Raw genomic sequence first — 21388 nt, forward strand, 5'->3', positions numbered from 1 at the left:
CTCCTCATTATAAATACCAAAAGTGGAAATTAGATAAACTGCTTAATAGAAAAATGTTAACTAGCATTACGAGAAATGCCCCGATATTCCACAGCACAATTTTCTTACCCTGCAACACATCTGCCGCTCGTAAATATAAGCCCGCACAATATACAAATAGAACGACAAAAGACCCGATTACTTTCGTATCATACCAATGGAAATTATCCAATTTTGTATATCCCCATATGCATCCTAATATAATTGCTAATAAGAAAAACGGAACAGAAAATAAATTTAATCCGTAAGACATAGATTCAAGCTTCGGCAAATTCCCTAACCTTCTTAATCTCGCATTCCATTTTTTCTTTTTTAATAGTCGATATTGCAATAAATACATAATAGAAAAAATAAACGATACAGTAAACGTTGCATAAGAAATAATCGCCATACCGACATGCACGTATACAAGTTCTGAAACTAATTGCTCTGCAAGTACTGGCGACATCTTTCCGAGCGGTGTAAAAATAGAAAAAGCGCTTACGCCAAATGCTACAACATTTGTAAAAAAGACTAAAAAGTCAATGCGCATAAATCGATTAATGACTAATGACATCGTAATCAATAACCAAACATAAAAATAAATCCCTGACAATAAAGTTAAAATAGGATTCGTTTCTGAATCTGTAGCCCTAAGCAACATAAAGATAGACTGCAATACCCATACAATCGAAAGTAACCAAAAAGCAAATCGGTTCGCCTTTCGGTTACTTTGAAAATAATCTATAAAATATAAACTAATGCTACAAGCATATAAAATAATTGCAATATGATAAATAATACTGTTATTTAAAAAACTCATCCGATCATCCTTCCAAGTTATAAAGATGGAACGGATGGTGTCCACGCTCTTTTATGTTCTACTTCTTCCGTATTTCCCGCTTCTTCCACTTCTAAATCAAAAATCTTCGCAAATAAAGCTAATTTTTCGCCAGCTCCCTCTTCAGCAGCTAATTCTTTAGCTACTAAAATTGGGTCTTTTAACAATTGATTAATAATACTTTTCGTATGTTTACTAATTACTTTTTTCTCACGATCACTAAGGTTTGGTATTTTTCGCTCAAGACTTTCCATCGTGTCACTTTGAATTGCTAGCGCTTTATCACGAAGAGCCGATATTAACGGTACAACACCAAGCGTACTTAACCACGTTTTAAATAAAACCATTTCCTCTTCAATCATAAATTGAATTTTCTCTGCTTCTTTTAAACGTTCAGCACGGTTTGCTTCAACTACACCTTGCAGATCGTCGATATCATATAAGAAAGAGCCTTCTAATTCATCAATCGCAGGATCAATATCACGTGGTACTGCAATATCAACCATAAATAACGGACGACCAGAGCGCATTCTCTCTACTTTTGTCATCATCTCTTTCGTAATGACATATTCTGATGCACCCGTTGAACTAATTAAAATATCCGCTTCTAATAATGCACATTGCAATTCACTTAAAGGCTTTGCATGTCCCATATATTTCTCAGCCATCACTTCCGCTTTCGTAAGCGTCCTATTCATAACTGTTACTTTACGAGCACCGCTTCCGTATAAGTTTTGCAGTGCAAGTTCACCCATCTTACCAGCACCAAGAATAAGTACATGACAATCTGTTAAATCGCCAAATATTTTCTTTCCGAGCTCAACAGCAGCATAACTAACAGACATCGCACTTTCACCAATCGTTGTTTCTGAGTGCGCACGTTTTGCTAACGTAACCACTTGCTTAAACAACTCATTAAAAATTGTACCTGTCGCTTTTACTTGTTGCGCTTCTAAAAAGCTATCTTTTATTTGACCTAAAATTTGCGTCTCTCCAACAACCATAGAATCTAAACCGCACGTTACGCGGAATAAATGATCTATTGCGCCATCTTGTTCAAAAATAGACAAGTATGGTGCGACTTCTTCTATTTCAAGCTGAAACCAATCAGCTAAAAACTTCTTAATGTAATACCGTCCCGTGTGTAATTGATCGACAACAGCGTAAATCTCAGTGCGATTACAAGTTGATACAATGACATTTTCTAGTACGCTCTTTTGATTTTGTAATGTAGTCATTGCTTGCTCTAGCTCTGCTGCCTGAAATGTGAGTTTCTCACGAAATTCTACAGGGGCTGTTCGATAATTTACACTAACAACAAGAATATGCACGCAGCATGTCCCCCTTCACCCGTTTTATCACTTTATCTACTATCATAATACAACTTTCCTCTTATGAATCTGACAATCGTGTGAACAACTGATTATTTTTTCTCCATATGTAATAAAGGAGCTTCAGTAAGATTAATAAAGAACTCTCTACTTTATAATGATTATAAAATAATAACTCTATTTGTACGTTACCAAAAAAAGTCCTCATAATCAAGTGATGGAAACTATTCCATATTAATTATAACATCATCTTTTCTATCTTCTTTCATCATGAAGGAAAATATGTATGATTGTTCCAAAATATAGTACTCACTTTCTCAATGCAATGCATTTGACATTGTATTTATTTTTCGTTATATTGATTTTACAAAATTAAATTGTGCACAATTTAAAAATATAAGGAGTTGCTTATGAAAGAAAATCCTTTACATCTAGATAACCAACTTTGTTTTTCTATTTACGCTTGTTCTAAAGAGGTTACTCGTTTTTACCGACCCTATTTAGAAGAAATGGGCATTACGTATCCCCAGTACATTACTTTACTCGTACTCTGGGAACGAGACGGACTAACAGTAAAAGAAATTGGAGAACGTCTATTTTTAGATTCTGGTACTTTAACACCTATGTTAAAACGGATGGAATCATTAAAACTTGTACAACGTGTTCGTTCAAAAGAAGACGAGCGAAAAGTTTGTATTGAATTAACAGAACAAGGTAAAGATTTAAAAGAAATAGCTTGTTCATTACCGACAACGATGGCTACAAATTTAGGAATTACAGAGCAAGAATATCATTCTTTATTAATCCAATTAAACACATTAATTGAAACAATGAAAAAAATTAATGATAGAAAAGGGGAATAAACATGGATAAATTATATACTGCTTCAGTAACAGCTACAGGTGGAAGAAACGGTAAGGTAGTTTCAGATGATGGCATATTAAATCTTGATGTAAAAATGCCAAAAGCACTAGGTGGCGCAGGCGGAGAGGCAACAAATCCAGAACAATTATTTGCAGCTGGTTATGCAGCTTGCTTTGATAGCGCATTGCAACTTGTAATTCGTACAAAACGTGTGAAAGTGGAAAGTACAGAAGTGACTGCACACGTTTCTATCGGTAAAGATACAGATGGTGGTTTCGGACTGTCTGCTGTACTTGACGTACATGTTGCTGGTGTTTCTCATGCCGAAGCACAAGAACTTGTAGAAGCCGCTCACGGTGTATGTCCTTACTCTAAAGCAACAAGAGGAAATATTGAAGTTACATTAAACGTACGCTAAAAGTTTAGTAAATAAAAAAAACGCGCGACATTCGTCACGCGTTTTTCGTTTTTGTCATTTTATGAATTGCTTTCCATGCTTCTTCTTTTCCAAGACCTGTTTCAGAAGAGAATAGAACGATTTCATCGCCAATTTCAACAGCAAGCGTTTCTTTTACAACTTTTAAATGCTTTTGCCATTTCCCTTTCGGAATTTTATCGGCTTTCGTTGCAATAATAATTGTTGGGATTTCATAGTGCTTTAAGAAATCATACATCATAATGTCATCTTTTGTTGGTTGGTGACGTAAATCAACTACTAATACAGCTGCGTCTAATTGCGTACGTGTTGTAAAGTAAGTCTCGATCATTCTGCCCCATGCCGCGCGCTCTGTTTTAGATACTTTCGCATATCCATAACCTGGAACGTCAACAAAATGCATCATTTCATTGATTAAGAAAAAGTTCAGCGTTTGCGTTTTTCCTGGTTTAGAAGAAATACGTACTAACTTTTTACGATTTAAAATTTTATTAATAAAGGAAGACTTCCCGACATTAGAACGACCTGCTAAGGCAATTTCTGGTAAATCACTGTCTGGATATTGTTCCGGTTTAACGGCACTAATTACAATATCTGCTTTTGTTACTTTCATTGTTTCACTCCTACTAATGCGTGCTCCAATACTTCGTCTAAATGAGATGCAAGCACAAACGTAAGGTTTTCTTTTACGCTCTCTGGAATATCATCTAAATCTTTCTCATTTTCCGCCGGTAAAATAATTTTTGTTAATCCCGCGCGGTGAGCACTTAATGTTTTTTCTTTCAAACCACCAATTGGTAATACACGACCACGAAGTGTAATTTCACCTGTCATACCAACTTCTTTACTTACAGGAATACCTGTTAGTGCAGAAATAAGTGCCGTTGCCATCGTAATACCTGCTGACGGTCCATCTTTTGGAACTGCTCCTTCTGGAACATGAATATGAATATCGTTTTTCTCATGGAAATCCGGATCAATATGAAGTTCTTCTGCACGAGAACGAATATAGCTAAACGCGGCTTGTGCGGATTCTTTCATAACATCCCCAAGTTTCCCTGTTAAAATTAATTTCCCTTTTCCTGGCGCTACAGACACTTCAATTGCAAGTGTATCGCCGCCCGCTGCTGTGTAAGCTAGACCTGTTGCCATACCAACTTGGTCTGTTTTTTCAGCTTGACCATAACGGAATATATGCTTACCAAGTAAATCAACAATATTTTTCTCTGTTACAACAATGCGCTTGCGTTCTGCTGTAACGATAATTTTTGCTGCTTTACGGCAAACTTTTGCAATTTGACGCTCTAACGTACGAACACCAGCCTCGCGTGTATAATAACGAATAATTTCAAGAAGCGCTTCATCACGCACTTGCAAATTACCTTTTCGTAGGCCATGCTCTTTTAATTGTTTCGGCAATAAATGCTCACGAGCAATGTGCACCTTTTCAAGTTCTGTATAACCAGCAATCGAAATGATTTCCATACGGTCAAGCAATGGGCCAGGAACACTTGCAAGTGTATTAGCAGTTGCAACGAACATAACTTTCGATAAATCATATGGCTCTTCAATGTAATGATCACTGAAGTTATGGTTTTGTTCTGGATCTAACACTTCAAGTAACGCCGCTGATGGGTCTCCCCTGAAATCGTTAGACATTTTATCAATCTCATCTAATAAGAAGACTGGATTAACTGTTTTCGCCTTTTTCATACCTTGAATAATACGTCCTGGCATCGCTCCTACATATGTACGACGGTGACCACGAATTTCAGATTCATCACGCACACCACCAAGAGAAACACGTACAAAATTACGATTTAACGATGTTGCAATAGAACGCGCTAACGAAGTTTTCCCAACCCCAGGAGGGCCTACTAGACAAAGAATTGGTCCTTTTAATGAATTCGTTAACTTCTGTACAGCTAAATATTCAAGTACTCGCTCTTTCACTTTTTCAAGACCGTAATGATCTTTATTTAAAATTTCTTCCGAATGAGTGAGGTCAATCATATCCTCTGTTGCTTCTGTCCACGGAAGCGCTAATAACCAATCAATATAATTACGAATTACACCGCTCTCAGCAGAACTTACAGGTAACTTTTCATAACGATCTAATTCTTTCAGTGCAGCCTGCATTGTTTCTTCAGGCATTCCCGACTGTTCAATTTTCTCACGAAGTTCTTCAACTTCCCCGCCCTTGCCTTCTTTATCGCCAAGTTCAGTTTGAATCGCCTTCATTTGCTCACGTAAGAAATATTCTTTTTGCGTGCGCTCCATTGAACGTTTCACTTTTTGTCCAATTTTCTTTTCTAGGCTAAGTAACTCTCGTTCATCTTGAATAATCGAAATAAGTGTATGTAGTCGTTCTTTCACAGATACAATCTCTAAAATCTCTTGTTTCTGCTTCGTTTTAATCGGTAAGTGAGAAGCAATTAAATCAGCTAGTCTTCCGGGTTCTTCTACATCAGCTACCGTTGCAAATGTTTCATTTGAAACTTTTTTCGAAACTTTAATATATTGTTCGAAATGCTCCAGTAACGTACGCATAAGAGCCTTCTCTTCTAAATCATCTTCTACTTCTTCAGTTACTGTTCTAATAGAAACTTGTACCAGATTTTCTTCTCCGATAAACTCTACTACTTCTGCTCTATGTAAACCTTCTACAAGGACACGAAGCGTACCGTTCGGCAATTTTAACATTTGCTTCACTTTCGCCACTGTACCTACACTATATATGTCATCTTCTTTCGGATCGTCGATATTCATTTCTTTTTGCATTGCTAAAAAGATGATATTTTCATCCATTGCCGCCTGCTCTAGTGCTTGTATCGATTTATCACGTCCTACATCAAGATGCAGAACCATCGTTGGATATACGAGAATGCCTCTTAATGGTAGGAGGGGCACAATTCTTTCATTCGTATTCATACTAGACATAGCACCTCCATAATAAATTAAACTCCTGTTCAACTATTTTATATTACAATACATCTAGATGCAATTGCAGAGATTCTTCGCAATTGTAAATCCCCTGTTTTTTTGTGCCTCACGAAAAGAAAAAAGACTTCGCTTAAGCATACAAACTTAAACGAAGTCTGGCAAATTTTTATTATTGTATATTCTCACATTGATTGCGCATCTGTTTCGTCCAAAGCAGTATGTGCATCAAGCTCACGATGCATATTTTCCTGCATAAATGTTAATTCAAATACTTCTTTTAATTTGCGAACAGGAATGATCTCAATTCCCTTTATTGTATACAAAAATGGTTGCATGTTTTCAGCCGGAATGATGACTTTCTTAGCTCCCGCTTTTTTCGCAGCTTTTATTTTTGCGTACACACCACCAATAGGCTTCACTTCTCCGTGGATACTTATCTCACCTGTCATCGCTACTTCATTATCCACATACGTACGATGCACTGCTGAATAGACACCTGTTGCCATAGCAATACCTGCTGAAGGACCATCAATCGGGATACCACCAGGAAAATTAATATGTATATCATACCCTTCTGGCAACACATCTAGAGAACGAAGGACTGTTAACACATTATCAACAGAACCTTTCGCCATACTTTTACGGCGAATTGATTTCGTTTGGCTACCAATACTTTCCTCTTCTACAATTCCAGTGACATTTACTGACCCTTTATCTTTCGCAGGAATAGCTGTTACCTCAATTTCTAATAACGTACCTGTATTCGGCCCATATACAGCAAGCCCGTTCACAAGACCGATTCTCGGAATTGGATAAATACGTTTTTCGTACTTTGGTGTAAGCTGACTAGAATGAACAACCCACTCAATATCTTCATCTTTAATGAAAGGTCGTTCTTCATTTATCGCCATACCAGCAGAAATTTGCACGAGATTAATTGCTTCTCGTCCATTTCTTGCATACATTCCAATCATTTCGATACCGTTCTCACCTACTTGCATTTCCACTTTGTCAGCTGCATTTTTCGCTACTTTTTGAATTTCTTCTGTATCTAACTCACGGAAGAACACTTCTAAACAACGCGACCTAATTGCAGGAGGAATTTCCTCTGGTGAACGCGTCGTTGCACCAACTAAGCGAAAATCTGCAGGTAAACCTTTTTGAAAAATATCATGTATATACGTTGGAATCATCGAATTTTCTTCACTATAGTACGCGCTTTCCAAAAATACTTTCCGATCTTCTAACACCTTTAGCATTTTATTCATTTGAATTGAATGTAATTCACCAATCTCATCAATGAACAAAATACCACCATGCGCATCTGTTACAGCCCCTTTTTTCGGTTGCGGAATACCCGCTTGCCCCATTGCACCTGCTCCTTGATAAATCGGGTCATGCACTGAACCAATTAATGGATCCGCAATACCACGCTCATCAAACCTAGCTGTCGTTGCATCAAGTTCGATAAATGTTGCATTTGTACGAAATGGAGATTTCGGATTTCGTTTCGCTTCTTCTAATACAAGGCGTGCTGCCGCTGTCTTTCCGACACCTGGCGGACCGTATATGATCACATGTTGCGGATTAGGACCACAAAGAGCCGCTTTTAACGACTTAATCCCGTCTTCTTGCCCTACAATATCTATAAAGGATGTAGGACGTACCTTTTCCGCAAGTGGCTCTGTTAAAGAAACCTCACGCATTTTACGAAGCTGCTCTAATTCTTTTTTCGATTCTCGATCAATTGAAACTTTTTGTGTTCGCTGATTTCGAAGTAAGTGCCAAAAATACAATCCGACAATTACGCCAAAAACAAGTTGAACAAGTAAAAATATATTTGTCCAGCTCATAATTCATTTCCTCCCGCTATGTTTTACCTTTTAGTATTTCCTGGGAGGAATAGTGCTAAACATAAAGAAAAACAGCAATTATAAAAATTGCTGTTTCTTCTTCGCATTATGCAGATGTTTTTGTATCAAGTACAGTACCGTCTTGTAACACCAATTTCGGCGGTTCATTATCAGCTACTGTTTCTTTCGTAAGAATACACTTCTCGATATCTTTGCGAGATGGCAGTTCGAACATTACATCAAGCATCAAGCCTTCAATAATAGAACGAAGTCCACGAGCACCTGTTTTACGTTCAATTGCTTTTTTCGCAATCTCAACTAGTGCACCTTCTTCAAACTCTAACTCAACATCGTCAAGCTCCAATAGTTTTTGGAATTGCTTAACAAGTGCATTTTTCGGTTTAGTTAAAATATCTACAAGAGCATCTTCATCAAGTGGCTCTAGGTTCGCAATAACTGGAAGACGACCGATAAACTCCGGAATTAAACCGAATCTTAAAAGATCCTCTGGTAAAACGTGAGATAAAACATGCTTCTCATTTACATCAGCATTTTTCTTCTCAGCACCAAATCCAATTACTTTCTCACCAAGGCGACGTTTAATAATAGGCTCGATGCCATCAAACGCTCCACCACAAATGAATAGGATGTTCGTTGTATCAATTTGAATAAACTCTTGATGCGGGTGCTTACGACCACCTTGAGGTGGAACGCTTGCTACAGTACCTTCTAAAATTTTCAGAAGTGCCTGCTGTACGCCTTCACCAGATACATCACGTGTAATTGATGGATTTTCGGACTTACGTGCCACTTTATCAATCTCATCAATATAAATGATTCCTTTTTCCGCTTTCTCTACATCATAATCAGCTGCTTGGATTAATTTTAGTAAGATGTTTTCTACATCTTCCCCTACATATCCAGCTTCTGTTAAAGATGTTGCGTCCGCGATCGCAAATGGAACATTTAAAATACGCGCTAATGTTTGTGCCAATAATGTTTTACCACTACCAGTTGGCCCAATAAGTGAAATATTACTCTTCGCCAATTCTACATCATCAATTTTGCTGTTAGAATTAATGCGTTTGTAATGGTTATATACCGCTACCGCTAGTGCTTTTTTCGCGTTATCTTGTCCGATGACATACTCATCTAAGATTTCACGAATTTCTACCGGTTTCGGTACATCTTTGAATTCTACTTCTTCGTCCTTCGCAAGCTCCTCTTGTACAATTTCAGTACAAAGCTCGATACACTCGTCACAAATGTAAACACCTGGACCTGCAACTAGCTTTCGAACTTGCGTTTGTGTTTTACCACAGAAAGAACATTTTAATTGACCTTTTTCATCATTAAATTTAAACATATTTTCACACCCCTTACAAAGTGCTAACCTCTTGCCTTCGTATGTACACGATAAATGTATCGTATGTAAATACATATTATGTCACTACGTGGCGAGAAATACAAATAATATGACTAGTTATGTACAAACAAAAAAATTTTAAAACTTTTGAAATATGTATATTCGACTTACAAAGGAACTTTTCCTTCTTCATCGAAAAGTTTTATAAATATATTTCTATATTTATAAAACAAGGCACGATTAAAATCGCGCCTTGTTATTTTATTATGCAGCGTTGTCTACTAAGAAGTCTACAGCTTTACGCACTTTAAGATCTTCAGATAAAGCGTCTACGCTTCCAAGAGCTTGCTTGATAGCGTCTACTGGCATACCGTACATTTCAGCCATTTTTTCAACTTCTGCAGTTACTTCTTCTTCAGTAACTTCGATGTTTTCAGCTTCAATGATAGCTTCAAGAACAAGATTGATTCTTACACGTTTTTGTGCATCCTCTTTCATTTGCTCTTTTAATTTGTCAGCGTCAGTACCTGTGAATTGGTAGTAAAGCTCAAGGTTCATACCTTGTTGGCTTAAACGTTGCTCGAATTCACGAACCATACGATCTAACTCAGTGTCGATCATAGCTTCTGGAATGTCGATTTCAGCGTTAGCAGCAGCTAATTCTACTACTTCGTCACGTACTTTGTGCTCAGCTTCGTGCTTTTTGCCTTCTTCTAAGTTTGTACGAAGTTTTGTTTTTAATTCATCAAGAGTTGCAACTTCTTCGTCAGCATCTTTAGCGAACTCGTCGTTTAACTCAGGAAGTTCTTTTGTTTTGATTTCGTGAATTGTTACTTTGAATGTTGCTGGTTTACCAGCTAATTCAGCAGCATGGTACTCTTCTGGGAATGATACTTCAACTTCTTTAGAATCACCAGATTTAAGACCAATTACTTGCTCTTCGAAACCTGGGATGAAAGTACCAGAACCGATTGCAAGAGAATAGTTTTCGCCTTTTCCGCCTTCAAATGCTTCGCCATCAACGAAACCTTCGAAGTCGATTACAGCTGTATCACCATCTGCAACAGTTCCTTCTTCTTTAACAACTAGTTCAGCTTGACGCTCTTGTAAAGCTTTTACTTCGTTCTCTACATCCTCGTCAGTTACAGTTGTTTCAACTTTTTCTACTGCTAAACCTTTGTAATCACCTAATTTAACTTCAGGTTTTACAGTAACTTTTGCAGTGAAAATTAAGTTTTGGCCTTTTTCGAATTTCTCGATGTCAATCTCAGGATGAGCAACTGGGAAGATACCAGCTTCATCGATTGCTTCACCGTATGCTTTTGGTAAGATGATATCTAAAGCATCTTGGTATAAAGATTCAATACCAAAGCGTTGTTCGAATAATGGACGAGGCATTTTTCCTTTACGGAAACCTGGTACATTAATTGTTTTTACTACTTTTTTGAATGCAGCGTCGATAGAGTTATTTACTTCTTTAGCATCAACTTCGATTGTTAAAACGCCAACGTTACCTTCTGATTTTTCCCATTTTGTAGACATTTATTCTTTCCCTCCAACTATAATAATGTATGCACATACCTCTATAGATTAAGATTTTTATTATCTCTTTTTTGAAATAACAAATGTACAAATAATCCTCTAGCAAAAGCTTTCAGATACAATGTTCCAATCTACTAATTGCCTAAAAGACAACTACGGTATATTTTGTTCGAGACTAATATGAAACATATTAAGTAAGAGAATTATACTCCTCTTCTCTTACAAACAGGCAGATTTCTGCCTTTTGCAACCCTTACATTATAACATAGAATGTGCTCGTTTCAATAACTGAACGATTCTTTTTCATAATTATACGGGCAAATACCCTTCTCTTTCAATGCGCAGTAACCATTGATAGGCAATATGGAATTCCTCAAACTCAATATTGTATGCTGTCATAAGTTCTTCTTCATCAATAGCCAATCCGAAACGCTTTCTTCCAATTCTCTCTAAGACGGCAGCCCAAATTTCTACTTTGTCCATTAATAGAGGGAATGGGAAAATGCTAATTTGTAATTCTTTCCAGTATGTAACCATCGCATCAAATATATCTGGATAATTTTGCTCTAATCGGTTTGAGAATTTATGTATAATTTTATCGGATTGCTCCTCATTATGACCCGTAAATGCTGGAATCACCTTTATCGTATTTCCAAACTTCTCTACTTCTATCTCTTCTTCTATTTGATTTTCTACCATTTTATACAAAATAGAAGTTTTTAAATAAGGGTGCTGATCTTCGTCTATTAAAAATTTCTTTAAAGTAGGAAGTGCGAGATCCAGGTCTTTTAACGAAAGTTTCTGGATCACTCTTAGCTTTTGACCAAAGTTTTCTCCAAAAAGCCCCTCGGTAAATTCTTCTAATTCAAAATTCGAATCCACTAGCGGTATATCTTCTTCATTCAGCATCCCTTGCGCAAACAAAGCAAGCTGCGCCAATTTTTCCTTTTGCTCAGGAATTATATCTTTCGTTTGCAAAACTTCCTCAACAGTTTCGATGACACCTTCATAATCATTTGTTTGAACTAAAATAGTTACATACGTTTCAAGAATATCACCAAATAATACAGCTCCTGTTTCAAGCAACTGCTCACATTTTTCTTTCGCTTCTTCCATACGTTTTAATTCTAGCAAACAAATAACTGAAGCTAATTCTGTTTGTTCCGTTTCTGCATTATACTGACGTAATATTTCAAAGCAGCGCAATGCATCTTCGAATTCCCGCTCTTTCAACGCCAAAAAACCTTTATCAATATAGCGTTCTGATAGTTGCGGAAACAATACGACCGTATTTTCTTTTTTATCCATACGTCCGCCTCTTTTTCTAGATTTTAATGATCTTCAAAGTAAATATATCAAATGCGTAATAAGAACACAACATCCCAAAAGTATTTATTTGAAATATAGGAATATTCGATTTTTATAACAAAAAAGCAATAAATTTTTAAATAAAATTCATTTTTCACAAACAAAAACCCTCAGCAACAGAAGCAGAGGATTCATCATTAATGGAAAGCTTTTATAATTGTGGGGTATATAACAAGGGTAATAATTTGGAGAAAAATAATTGCCATAACAATCATGCTAAAATAGAAGATCGGTTTACTTCGCTTCATCAAAAACATAATAATAAGCATCGTACAAGCAAACAAACTTAAAAAGAACAAACTTGTTGTCGAACTAAGTATACCACTCGGGACAAAGAACAATAAAACTACACTACAAGTACCTATAATTCCAAATAACCATTCCATTCATTCACTCATTCCCTTTCCCTCTCATGGCAGTTTTTTCTACGCTACTAAATGTTTTACAACATCAATTACATATGTTAACTTTTCATACGCCACAAACCCAAAAGCTACTGTTAAACCCGTTACGATTAATCCTTTCATCATCTCTTCCTCCTCATGTATCGTTGTTATCTTCATTATATAGGATTAGTAATTTGTTACCATCGAACTTCCTTACACTTACCTTACAGAGTTGTAAGATTTCAAAAATAAGTTTAAAATCATGTTAATATATTTTTGTACAATTAAGAATTTAATTTATAAGGGGGATTATATATGTTCAAAAAAATGGCTGCTGATGTTTTAGGATTAAGCGATGTAGGTTCTGTCATTACACCAAAAGATTATGATAAGGTTGATGCTGATGATTACGTGATGCATGAAGATGGGGAGAAAATTTACTTTCTTATTAAATCAAAATCCGATGAATATTGTTTCACAAACAAAGGATTAATTCATCTAGATGGTACAAGTGCCACAAGCAAAAAACGTACACTACGCCGATATAGCTATAGTAAATATCAAATTAAAAACGTCGCACTCGAAACTGCAGGCACAATTGATTTAGATGTAGAAATTAAATTTCATATGGGAGATGAGCATTACTCAATTGATGTTCATAAAAAACATATTGAAGAATTAAAAGATTTGTATAAGGCTCTTCTTAAAATCGAAGAAATTTCATACGACAACGATATTACATTGCAGTATGCGCATAAAAGTTTAGATATGGCCTCTAACACTTTTAGCCGTATTACAAATGCACAAGTAAATTTAGCAGAACAATTTAAAGAGATGAACGAGATCGCCTTTAACTGGCTTGTTGATACGAAGAAACAATATAACGTGAAAGATTATGGTTTTGTCTTTGAGAAGTTTATTAATAACTAATTTAAAACAAACAAAAAACCTTGTTATCAAAAGATAACAAGGTTTCCTTAGCGTCCCAGGAGAGATTCGAACTCCCGACCGTACGCTTAGAAGGCGTATGCTCTATCCGGCTGAGCTACTGGGACATGGAGCGGGTGAAGAGAATCGAACTCTCGACCAGAGCTTGGAAGGCTCTTGTTTTACCACTAAACTACACCCGCATATGTTATTTTATTTTTCTTCGTTAGCGCCGTTGCCCTATCGACAATATTTATTATATTCATAACCACTTATAAAGTCAACACTTTTTTAAAAGAGGATAATTTTTCTTATCCTCTTTTAAAAATTGCTTGTTCCACCAACTGTCCGTCTAATGTTTCAAAACGAACTTCTATATGATTTTCATCCATTTCTAATAAAGCGAAAGTTTTTTCCACACGAGAGCGCGGGAGCAAAATACTTCCTGGATTAATAAATAAAATCCCATCAATTAATTCTGCCCCTAATACATGAGAATGTCCAAAGCATGCTACTTGCGCTCCTACTTCTTCTGCATGATACGCTAACGTTTGTAACGTCATTTTCACATTATGACGATGACCGTGTACAACTAAGAAACGAATTCCATCTACATCAGTTACAATTTCATCTTGAAAGTTAGCATAATCACAATTCCCTTTTACAACATGGAAACCTTGCAGCTCTTCGTGAGCAGGCGTTAGCTCTGAATCACCGCAATGAATCATGACATCTACTTTCCCTTCGTAATTCTCTTTTAACTGCTGTAATTCCTTCACAGAGCTATGACTATCGCTTACGATTAAAGCTTTCATCAATCTCTCTCCCTTATTCTTCTAAAAACCATTCTGGGATTTTTTCTTCTAATTTACGAAGAGCACGCCCGCGGTGACTAATCGCATTTTTCTCATCTGAGCTTAGCTCCGCCATCGCTTTTTTATATCCTTCTACATAAAAAATCGGATCGTACCCAAAACCATTTTCCCCGCGGCGCTGTTCTAAGATTTTCCCTTCGCATGTTCCGTTTACAATAACCGGCTCTGTATCAGCTTCAGGGAAAGCAACTGCTAGCGCACAGTAAAAACGAGCTGTACGTTTTTCTAAATCGACGTCAGTTAACCCTTGTAACACTTTATCTATATTCGCCTGATCATCTTTCGGCTCTCCAGCAAAACGAGCTGAATATACACCTGGTTTCCCGTTTAAGGCATCTACAATAAGACCAGAGTCATCCGCAATTACGATGGAATTCAACTGTCTACTAAGACTGTCCGCTTTTAAAATTGCGTTTTCTTCAAATGTTTCACCAGTTTCTTCGACTTCTTCAATATGAGGAAAATCGTGTAAAGATTTCACTTCTAAGTCAAATCTCTCAAATAACTCAGCAAACTCACGTACTTTCCCAAGATTTTTCGTCGCTACAACAACTTGCTTCATATTTTCCACCTCTACTCTATATGAGATACGATGTCACCTAATGCTTCTTTTTGCTTTTCAACAAGTTGGAAAATCCCTTGTTCAGCAGCATCAAGTAATTCATTTAATTCAGCTCTGCTAAACGTCGCTTCTTCTCCAGTTCCTTGTACTTCAACAAACTGACCTTTTCCAGTCATAATAACGTTCATATCAACGTCTGCTTTAGAATCTTCAGCATAATTTAAATCTAAAACGACACCTTGTTCTTCAACAACACCTACTGACGTTGCCGCTAAATAATCTTTCACCGGAATTTTAGATACTTTGTCTGCTTGCAATAATTTTTCAAAAGCTAATACCATCGCTACATAAGCACCTGTAATAGAAGCTGTTCTCGTTCCGCCATCCGCTTGAATTACATCACAGTCAATCCAAACCGTTCTTTCGCCAAGCGCTTCTAAATCAACAACCGCACGCAATGCTCGTCCAATTAAACGCTGGATCTCCATTGTGCGCCCTGTTACTTTCCCTTTACTTGACTCCCTGATTGTACGTTGCTCTGTCGCACGTGGAATCATTGAGTACTCTGCTGTTACCCAGCCTTTTCCTTCACCACGCATAAACGGCGGTACACGCTCTTCAATTGTCGCTGAACAAATTACCTTTGTATCCCCAACTTCAATTAGTACCGATCCCTCTGGATGTTTTAAATAATTTGTATGAATATGTATATGGCGTAGCTCTGCTTGTCCTCTACCATCTACTCGCATAAAAATAACCCCCTCATAAATACTCTTATTAGTATAGCCAAATTTAAATGTACGATATGTATAACAATAAAAGAAGGGGAACTCAAAAAGCAATTCCCCTTTCTTACATAAGTATATCAAATTATTCACGATTAAAAACTACCTGTATTTACGTTTTGTGGACGATTGACAGGTTTTATTAACTTTTCACCTTTCTCGTCCGTAAGGTTCGCTTTCCCATTCACTTCAATAGAAACATTTTTCACACCTTGTTTTTCCGTTAAAGATAAGACCAACGATTTCAATACGTAATTTGAAATCATACTTTTGTCTTGGTTCACAAATATATTTTCATTAAAGTTTAATGTAATATTTCCGTTCTCCACTTTCGGATTCGTAATAAGCTTAACTCCCGGATTAAAATCATTTAGTAACGAACCGTGAATCGGACCTTTTACAAGCTCATTCACAATTGCCGAGTAATCATTTTCTTTTCCTTCTGCAACGCGTCTTGTTACCGGTACGTAATATTGCTGCTTATTATTATTTTGCGCCATAAAGTAAAGTGTAACCGGTTTTGTATTCGTTACATCTGCTACTTGTTCATCATCAAAGTTAATTCCATTCGCACGACTTACACCTTCACCAAGCGGTGTACCCGCAACAGGCATCTTCGCTAACTTTTCACCATTTATTTGGAACTGCACTTGTTTTATTTCTGTAAATTGAGTCAAAGTCCACGCTACTGATTCAATAATTTGACGCTCTTCTTCTTTTGAATAATTTTTCATTTCTTTAGAGAAATCAATTACTGCTGTCCCGCCCTTTTTCAAATTTAAGGTCATCGTCGTATTTGCTGGAAGGACTGCTCGAAATCCATTCGGCAATAAATTTGTGACTGGTCCATCTTTCACAAGATACTCTAACGTTTGCTGTACAACTTCATTCGCTTTCGGAGTAGGCATTGCAATAGTTTGCGGTACGACATATCCATTTTTATCAACGAGGTATAACTCTCTATTTACTGTTTGCCCTTGTTTATCTTTTTTAGCTGTTTCTTTCTTTTCACCTTCTGTATACGTAACTTTTTTTGGCGGATCAATTTGTTCTGTCGCTTTCTCTTGATTTAACAAGCCACACCCTGATAATAAAATCGCACTCACAGTAGCACCAACAACCCATTTAAAAGTGGATTTAGGCATGCCATTCCCCCCTAAAATCTAAGTTTGTACTATTATGTATACGAGCTGTTTCATATTTTAGAACAAGCTATAGCCACTTACACAGAAAAAACCCCTGATTTCTCAGGAGTTCTCTTATATGAGTCTACTATTATTCTGTTTCTAAATTAATATGCTTCACATTTTCAATCGGCTGACCGAACCACTTTGATGCAATTTCTTTGAACAGGCCTATTTTACCAGTCGTTAAGAAGAGATGATCACTTTGTTCTTCTCCCTCATTTAACATCTTACTATGGTATAAAATCGTGCTTACCTCACGCGCTGTTTCATCACCCGAACTAATTAATTGTACTTGATCCCCCATTACCTTTTTAATAACAGGACCTAAAATCGGATAATGTGTACATCCTAAAATAAGTGTATCAATGTCAGTACTTTTCAACGGTTGCAACGTTTCTCTTACAACTTCATACGCCATTTCACTTTCGAAATTCCCACTCTCTACAAGCTCAACGAAAGGTGGACACGCTAAACTTTCTACCATAACACGGTTATTAATAGACTTTAGCGCCTCTTCATAGGCACCACTTTTTACTGTTCCAATCGTTCCAATAATCCCAACATGATACGTATTTGTCACTTTTAAAGCTGTACGTGATCCTGGATGAATAACTCCAACTACTGGAATTGGTAATTGTTTCTGCATTTCTTCTAATACAACCGCAGTTGCTGTATTACACGCAATAACTAACATTTTGATATTTAAATCTAATAAATGCTCCGTCATTTCCCACGTAAATTGACGCACTTCTTCACGAGAACGCGGACCATAAGGGCAACGTGCTGTATCTCCTAAATATATAATACGCTCTTTCGGCAACTGACGAATTAATTCCTTCGCTACTGTTAAACCGCCCACTCCTGAATCAATAACACCGATCGCTCTATTCAACTTAATCACCCGTTTTCTCATTCATCATCTTATTTTATCCCGCGTTAACGGGCAGTAAAACTCCCACCTCAAAATTCGGCTGCAGCAAAGAAGTTCGGCGGGAGATCCACTGCCCGTAAACGTCCGATTGGTGAAGGCTAATAATCAGCGGGGGATGAACAAAACCCCCACTGATTAAAGTTTCACTTTATGTTTATCAGTATATTTTACACACTTTAAGTTCGCTAACTTAAAATGCCCCTGTATAAAATTTTTCATTTGTACCTGTATAGACCAGGACCTTTTTTTATTTTGCTCCTTTTTTTCATAATTTGCAAGACAGAAAAATAACCGACCTTCTATATGAAAGTCGGTTTCTTCTATATAAAATACTCATTCAAAACAAAACTCCCGCCACCTTTATTAATAGCGGGAGTTTTATTTCTATAATTTATTCATAGCTCTTTTTATAGCCTTACCTATTTCCGCACTAGACTGCGGATTCTGTCCTGTAATCAAACGTCCATCTACAATTTCCCCAGCTTAAAATCACTTAGTAATTAACGCTTTCAATTCTTCAGGTGTTAAAAAGGAACCATTCATGCTTTTTCTATGGAGCATCGCATGGCAATTAGGACAAACTGGAATCAAATCATTCACATAATCCACCTCATACTCATTTCCTATTTCACTAAGTGGTATTTTATGATGAACATGAATGAACCCTTTCCCTAAAGTACCATATTGCTTTTCAAAATCCATATTACAAACATGACAATAACAACCATGGTGTTCAATACATTTCCTTCTTGCTACAGCACTACGTTCGTACTGATTAACGATTACTGTTTTTCGATGTCCTTCCACAATAGATAATTGTTCTGGCACTTCATCCGGATAAACTGATTTTGAACAATCTTCATTAAAGCACTGTTCAATATAGCTTAGTAAATCAACTTTTGACTCTAATTTCATTGGACCTTGAATATTACCTAACAATCCGTTTTCCCTTAACTTTTCAAAAGCTAAATCATCAGACTCAATCTGTTGCTGTAAACACAAGCGCATAAATCTTTTTGTTTTTGCCTTTTGATAATCTTCTTTATCCACCCAAAATCCATCATCATCGTTAACGTTTTCCCATGATATATTTACATCTTCCACAATACATTTAAACTTTATTTTCCCTATAAATGCCGAACAATAAATGTAAATAACATCCCCGATTTCGTGATTTGCACTTTGGCTCCAATCAATATAATCATATTGATTAAAAGCACTTACTACATCATATTTGTTCGGGTTTGCTGAAATTATCCACTTCATATCCTTGACCTCTTTTTATATTAACTATAACAAATAATAGTCAAGTTTGACTGATTTTTGATATAAACCACATCAAGACATTCAACCATCACTTCGGTTCTTCGAATATGTATGTTATATCAATCGTTCCTTTTATATATGAGACATTATTATCATTCATATAGAGCATGAAACAAACAGAAAAACAGCCGACCTTTTGTATAAAAGTCGGCTGCTTTCTTATAGTTCGAGCTCTCCCATGCGAAGAAGCTCAACAACTGCTTGTGAACGTCCTTTAACCCCTAGCTTTTGCATTGCGTTTGAGATGTGGTTGCGTACTGTTTTTTCACTTATAAAAAGTTCACCTGCAATTTCCTTCGTCGTTTTATCTTGAACGAGTAATTCAAATACTTCTCTTTCTCTCTTTGTGAGTAACGGTTTAGATTGATACGCTTTTTCCTTCAACTGGTATAACCCTCCTTGCTTAAGCCAGAGCTGTATATGTGTAAGTTGGGTGTTTATTTAGTCAAGATATTGTATGAACGAAATGTGCAGGTGGTGAATGAAAATGGGCTTTATTTCTTATGTTATTTTAGACTTTTATACAGTGCGCACACTCTTTTTATCCACTTATTTTCCAGTACGCCATATTTGTTCCAGCAATATACTTACAACAGTACCTACAAACAAACCATTACCAAATATATATTGCATAACAGAAGGCAATGATTGAAGTGCTCCAGACGGTAAAAACATAATGCCGCAGCCAAACAATACCGCAACTCCTAAGATCGTTACATTCCGTTCGCTAAGTGGCACTTGTTTTATATTATGAAATCCAATCCCAATAAGCTGCACGAACGAGGCCATTAATACCGCAGATGCGACCGCGGATGGCAGAGAGGCTAAGTAGCGGATAATACTTGGAAATAGCGACATAACGACTAATAGTACACATGCAAATAAGAATGAACGCATGTACTTTTGATTTGTTAAACGTATGAAACCTGCCGTTGCTGGTAATGGAACGACACCTACAGTTGAAAATACGGAGGAAATTATATGCGAAATCCCTCCGATCCACGTACCATCCTTCAACTGTTTTTGTTCAATAGCCGCTTTATGAATGGTAGCTTGATTAATCGCTATAATAGCTGCCACTGTATTTGAAACTAAAATACATACCATAACGAAACTTGATACAGCCATACCTGTATTCCATTTTGGAAGTCCCCAAGCAAATATATGTGGAAGTTGCACAAAATGAGTTACTTGAGATGGAATCGTCACTTTTCCTGCAATCAAAAAAATAATCCACCCACTAATTAGTCCTATTAAAACCGCATAACTTTTAACAAAACCTTTTCCAAAATTGGAGAGTATGACCACGAACAAAAAGATGCCAAAAGCGATCAACGCTGTAAATCCATCGATTTGAGAAACAGTAGCTGTAATTCCTAACATCCCTTTTAAAAACACACCACTTAATTGCAAACATAATAGAAGCAAGAAAGTCCCTGTAACGAGCGGCGTAAATAAAAATAAAATACGTTCTATAAAACCAGTTAGCCCTAATCCTATTAAAATAACTCCGGCAACCATCATCCCTAATTCTAAAATTTGCAACGTACTATGTAATTGATCTTGCCCTACAGTTGCATAAGCTAGTACGGTAAATACACCAACCCAAGATCCAGCTGGTCCATCAGCAATCGGAAGTTTATGTCCAATCCATCCTTGTAAAAAAGAAGATATACCAACTACGAAAAACGTACGCTGCATTAAATAAAATACTTCTTCCGTCGTAAGATGAAATAATCCACCAACGACAATTGGTAGCGCGATTGAATTTGCTAATAAAAAAATAAACCATTGCAAAGTTCCCATAATATGATTTTGATTATGTTGATTGTCCAAACTTTTCATCC

General features: G+C 36.6%; 20 protein-coding genes, 2 tRNA genes and 1 pseudogene. 3 read left to right on the top strand and 20 right to left on the bottom strand.

Features of this window, described 5'->3' with window-relative positions; genetic code table 11:
• Positions 1-7: 7 nt before the first annotated feature.
• Together NSQ47_RS15820 and hemA are read right to left on the bottom strand one after the other, a co-directional pair.
• Positions 8-841 (bottom strand): cytochrome c biogenesis protein, encoded by an 834-nt coding sequence (locus tag NSQ47_RS15820; RefSeq protein ID WP_002112062.1) that lies wholly within the window; start codon positions 839-841, stop codon positions 8-10.
• Between the two features lie 17 nt (positions 842-858).
• Complete coding sequence (gene hemA, locus NSQ47_RS15825) at positions 859-2190, bottom strand: glutamyl-tRNA reductase (protein WP_002112063.1); 1332 nt, start codon at positions 2188-2190, stop codon at positions 859-861.
• Positions 2191-2600: 410 nt separating this feature from the next.
• On the opposite strand from hemA, the gene NSQ47_RS15830 reads away from it, so the two are divergent.
• The gene (locus NSQ47_RS15830; RefSeq protein WP_002112064.1) at positions 2601-3053 is read left to right on the top strand and encodes a MarR family winged helix-turn-helix transcriptional regulator; all 453 of its coding nucleotides are present in this window, start codon (positions 2601-2603) and stop codon (positions 3051-3053) included.
• Positions 3054-3055: 2 nt separating this feature from the next.
• Positions 3056-3472, top strand: coding sequence for an organic hydroperoxide resistance protein (locus NSQ47_RS15835; protein WP_000359777.1), 417 nt, complete (start codon positions 3056-3058; stop codon positions 3470-3472).
• Positions 3473-3506: 34 nt separating this feature from the next.
• Here NSQ47_RS15835 and yihA read toward each other — a convergent pair whose 3' ends face one another.
• The 7 genes from yihA to NSQ47_RS15870 form a co-directional block, all read right to left on the bottom strand.
• The gene (yihA, locus tag NSQ47_RS15840; RefSeq protein WP_002088829.1) at positions 3507-4103 is read right to left on the bottom strand and encodes a ribosome biogenesis GTP-binding protein YihA/YsxC; all 597 of its coding nucleotides are present in this window, start codon (positions 4101-4103) and stop codon (positions 3507-3509) included.
• Entirely contained in the window at positions 4100-6430 is a 2331-nt protein-coding gene (gene lon / locus NSQ47_RS15845; protein WP_341037332.1) for an endopeptidase La, read from the bottom strand. Before lon ends, yihA begins: the two co-directional genes overlap by 4 nt.
• A 185-nt stretch (positions 6431-6615) precedes the next feature.
• The gene (lonB, locus tag NSQ47_RS15850) at positions 6616-8286 is read right to left on the bottom strand and encodes an ATP-dependent protease LonB (protein WP_341037334.1); all 1671 of its coding nucleotides are present in this window, start codon (positions 8284-8286) and stop codon (positions 6616-6618) included.
• Positions 8287-8392: 106 nt separating this feature from the next.
• The gene (gene clpX / locus NSQ47_RS15855) at positions 8393-9652 is read right to left on the bottom strand and encodes an ATP-dependent protease ATP-binding subunit ClpX (protein ID WP_000472285.1); all 1260 of its coding nucleotides are present in this window, start codon (positions 9650-9652) and stop codon (positions 8393-8395) included.
• 264 nt (positions 9653-9916) lie between these two features.
• The gene (tig, locus tag NSQ47_RS15860) at positions 9917-11194 is read right to left on the bottom strand and encodes a trigger factor (protein ID WP_215569231.1); all 1278 of its coding nucleotides are present in this window, start codon (positions 11192-11194) and stop codon (positions 9917-9919) included.
• Between the two features lie 309 nt (positions 11195-11503).
• A complete protein-coding gene (locus tag NSQ47_RS15865; protein WP_002199251.1) occupies positions 11504-12502 on the bottom strand; it encodes a hypothetical protein in 999 nt (332 codons plus the stop codon).
• A gap of 197 nt (positions 12503-12699) precedes the next feature.
• A complete protein-coding gene (locus NSQ47_RS15870; protein ID WP_002112074.1) occupies positions 12700-12948 on the bottom strand; it encodes a hypothetical protein in 249 nt (82 codons plus the stop codon).
• 315 nt (positions 12949-13263) lie between these two features.
• Here NSQ47_RS15870 and NSQ47_RS15875 point away from each other — a divergent pair, with 315 nt between their 5' ends.
• On the top strand, positions 13264-13878 hold the full coding sequence (locus tag NSQ47_RS15875; RefSeq protein ID WP_002160347.1) for a PH domain-containing protein: 615 nt from the start codon (positions 13264-13266) through the stop codon (positions 13876-13878).
• Positions 13879-13929: 51 nt separating this feature from the next.
• On the opposite strand, the gene NSQ47_RS15880 is transcribed toward NSQ47_RS15875, so the two are convergent.
• The 11 genes and pseudogenes from NSQ47_RS15880 to NSQ47_RS15930 all read right to left on the bottom strand — a co-directional run bounded on the left by NSQ47_RS15880 (position 13930) and on the right by NSQ47_RS15930 (position 21386).
• A tRNA-Arg gene (locus NSQ47_RS15880) sits at positions 13930-14003 on the bottom strand.
• Between the two features lies 1 nt (position 14004).
• Positions 14005-14078 (bottom strand) — tRNA-Gly (locus NSQ47_RS15885).
• 108 nt (positions 14079-14186) lie between these two features.
• Complete coding sequence (locus NSQ47_RS15890) at positions 14187-14690, bottom strand: metallophosphoesterase (protein ID WP_070145014.1); 504 nt, start codon at positions 14688-14690, stop codon at positions 14187-14189.
• A 13-nt stretch (positions 14691-14703) separates the two neighbouring features.
• On the bottom strand, positions 14704-15312 hold the full coding sequence (locus tag NSQ47_RS15895; RefSeq protein ID WP_341037340.1) for an XTP/dITP diphosphatase: 609 nt from the start codon (positions 15310-15312) through the stop codon (positions 14704-14706).
• 11 nt (positions 15313-15323) lie between these two features.
• Complete coding sequence (gene rph / locus NSQ47_RS15900; protein WP_001261778.1) at positions 15324-16061, bottom strand: ribonuclease PH; 738 nt, start codon at positions 16059-16061, stop codon at positions 15324-15326.
• A gap of 131 nt (positions 16062-16192) precedes the next feature.
• Positions 16193-17242, bottom strand: a complete 1050-nt coding sequence (locus NSQ47_RS15905) for a GerMN domain-containing protein (RefSeq protein ID WP_070129031.1) — start codon at positions 17240-17242, stop codon at positions 16193-16195.
• Positions 17243-17372: 130 nt separating this feature from the next.
• On the bottom strand, positions 17373-18185 hold the full coding sequence (gene racE / locus NSQ47_RS15910) for a glutamate racemase (RefSeq protein ID WP_002015338.1): 813 nt from the start codon (positions 18183-18185) through the stop codon (positions 17373-17375).
• 414 nt (positions 18186-18599) lie between these two features.
• Positions 18600-18689, bottom strand: a pseudogene (locus NSQ47_RS15915) (type 1 glutamine amidotransferase domain-containing protein); the annotation flags it as partial.
• A gap of 15 nt (positions 18690-18704) precedes the next feature.
• Positions 18705-19481 carry an HNH endonuclease gene (locus NSQ47_RS15920; protein WP_341037344.1) on the bottom strand — a complete coding sequence of 259 codons (777 nt, stop codon included), beginning with the start codon at positions 19479-19481 and terminating at the stop codon, positions 18705-18707.
• A 219-nt stretch (positions 19482-19700) separates the two neighbouring features.
• Positions 19701-19925 carry a spore germination transcription factor GerE gene (gene gerE / locus NSQ47_RS15925; RefSeq protein WP_000659484.1) on the bottom strand — a complete coding sequence of 75 codons (225 nt, stop codon included), beginning with the start codon at positions 19923-19925 and terminating at the stop codon, positions 19701-19703.
• A 165-nt stretch (positions 19926-20090) separates the two neighbouring features.
• Positions 20091-21386, bottom strand: coding sequence for a purine/pyrimidine permease (locus NSQ47_RS15930; protein ID WP_002199246.1), 1296 nt, complete (start codon positions 21384-21386; stop codon positions 20091-20093).
• Positions 21387-21388: the final 2 nt, after the last annotated feature.

It is taken from the genome of Bacillus sp. FSL R10-2780, from assembly GCF_038006125.1.
In the GTDB taxonomy this organism is placed as follows: domain Bacteria; phylum Bacillota; class Bacilli; order Bacillales; family Bacillaceae_G; genus Bacillus_A; species Bacillus_A cereus_U.

What these genes read in the sequence shown, in the direction of transcription:
- NSQ47_RS15875 (WP_002160347.1), top strand. Translation starts at nt 13,264, where the DNA reads ATGTTCAAAAAAATGGCTGCTGATGTTTTAGGATTAAGCGATGTAGGT.
- tig (WP_215569231.1), bottom strand. Translation starts at nt 11,194, where the DNA reads ATGTCTACAAAATGGGAAAAATCAGAAGGTAACGTTGGCGTTTTAACA.
- lon (WP_341037332.1), bottom strand. Translation starts at nt 6,430, where the DNA reads ATGTCTAGTATGAATACGAATGAAAGAATTGTGCCCCTCCTACCATTA.
- NSQ47_RS15890 (WP_070145014.1), bottom strand. Translation starts at nt 14,690, where the DNA reads ATGAAAGCTTTAATCGTAAGCGATAGTCATAGCTCTGTGAAGGAATTA.
- NSQ47_RS15905 (WP_070129031.1), bottom strand. Translation starts at nt 17,242, where the DNA reads ATGCCTAAATCCACTTTTAAATGGGTTGTTGGTGCTACTGTGAGTGCG.
- clpX (WP_000472285.1), bottom strand. Translation starts at nt 9,652, where the DNA reads ATGTTTAAATTTAATGATGAAAAAGGTCAATTAAAATGTTCTTTCTGT.
- NSQ47_RS15920 (WP_341037344.1), bottom strand. Translation starts at nt 19,481, where the DNA reads ATGAAGTGGATAATTTCAGCAAACCCGAACAAATATGATGTAGTAAGT.
- rph (WP_001261778.1), bottom strand. Translation starts at nt 16,061, where the DNA reads ATGCGAGTAGATGGTAGAGGACAAGCAGAGCTACGCCATATACATATT.
- NSQ47_RS15835 (WP_000359777.1), top strand. Translation starts at nt 3,056, where the DNA reads ATGGATAAATTATATACTGCTTCAGTAACAGCTACAGGTGGAAGAAAC.
- NSQ47_RS15930 (WP_002199246.1), bottom strand. Translation starts at nt 21,386, where the DNA reads ATGAAAAGTTTGGACAATCAACATAATCAAAATCATATTATGGGAACT.
- NSQ47_RS15870 (WP_002112074.1), bottom strand. Translation starts at nt 12,948, where the DNA reads ATGGAATGGTTATTTGGAATTATAGGTACTTGTAGTGTAGTTTTATTG.
- yihA (WP_002088829.1), bottom strand. Translation starts at nt 4,103, where the DNA reads ATGAAAGTAACAAAAGCAGATATTGTAATTAGTGCCGTTAAACCGGAA.
- NSQ47_RS15830 (WP_002112064.1), top strand. Translation starts at nt 2,601, where the DNA reads ATGAAAGAAAATCCTTTACATCTAGATAACCAACTTTGTTTTTCTATT.
- lonB (WP_341037334.1), bottom strand. Translation starts at nt 8,286, where the DNA reads ATGAGCTGGACAAATATATTTTTACTTGTTCAACTTGTTTTTGGCGTA.
- NSQ47_RS15865 (WP_002199251.1), bottom strand. Translation starts at nt 12,502, where the DNA reads ATGGATAAAAAAGAAAATACGGTCGTATTGTTTCCGCAACTATCAGAA.
- NSQ47_RS15820 (WP_002112062.1), bottom strand. Translation starts at nt 841, where the DNA reads ATGAGTTTTTTAAATAACAGTATTATTTATCATATTGCAATTATTTTA.
- NSQ47_RS15895 (WP_341037340.1), bottom strand. Translation starts at nt 15,312, where the DNA reads ATGAAGCAAGTTGTTGTAGCGACGAAAAATCTTGGGAAAGTACGTGAG.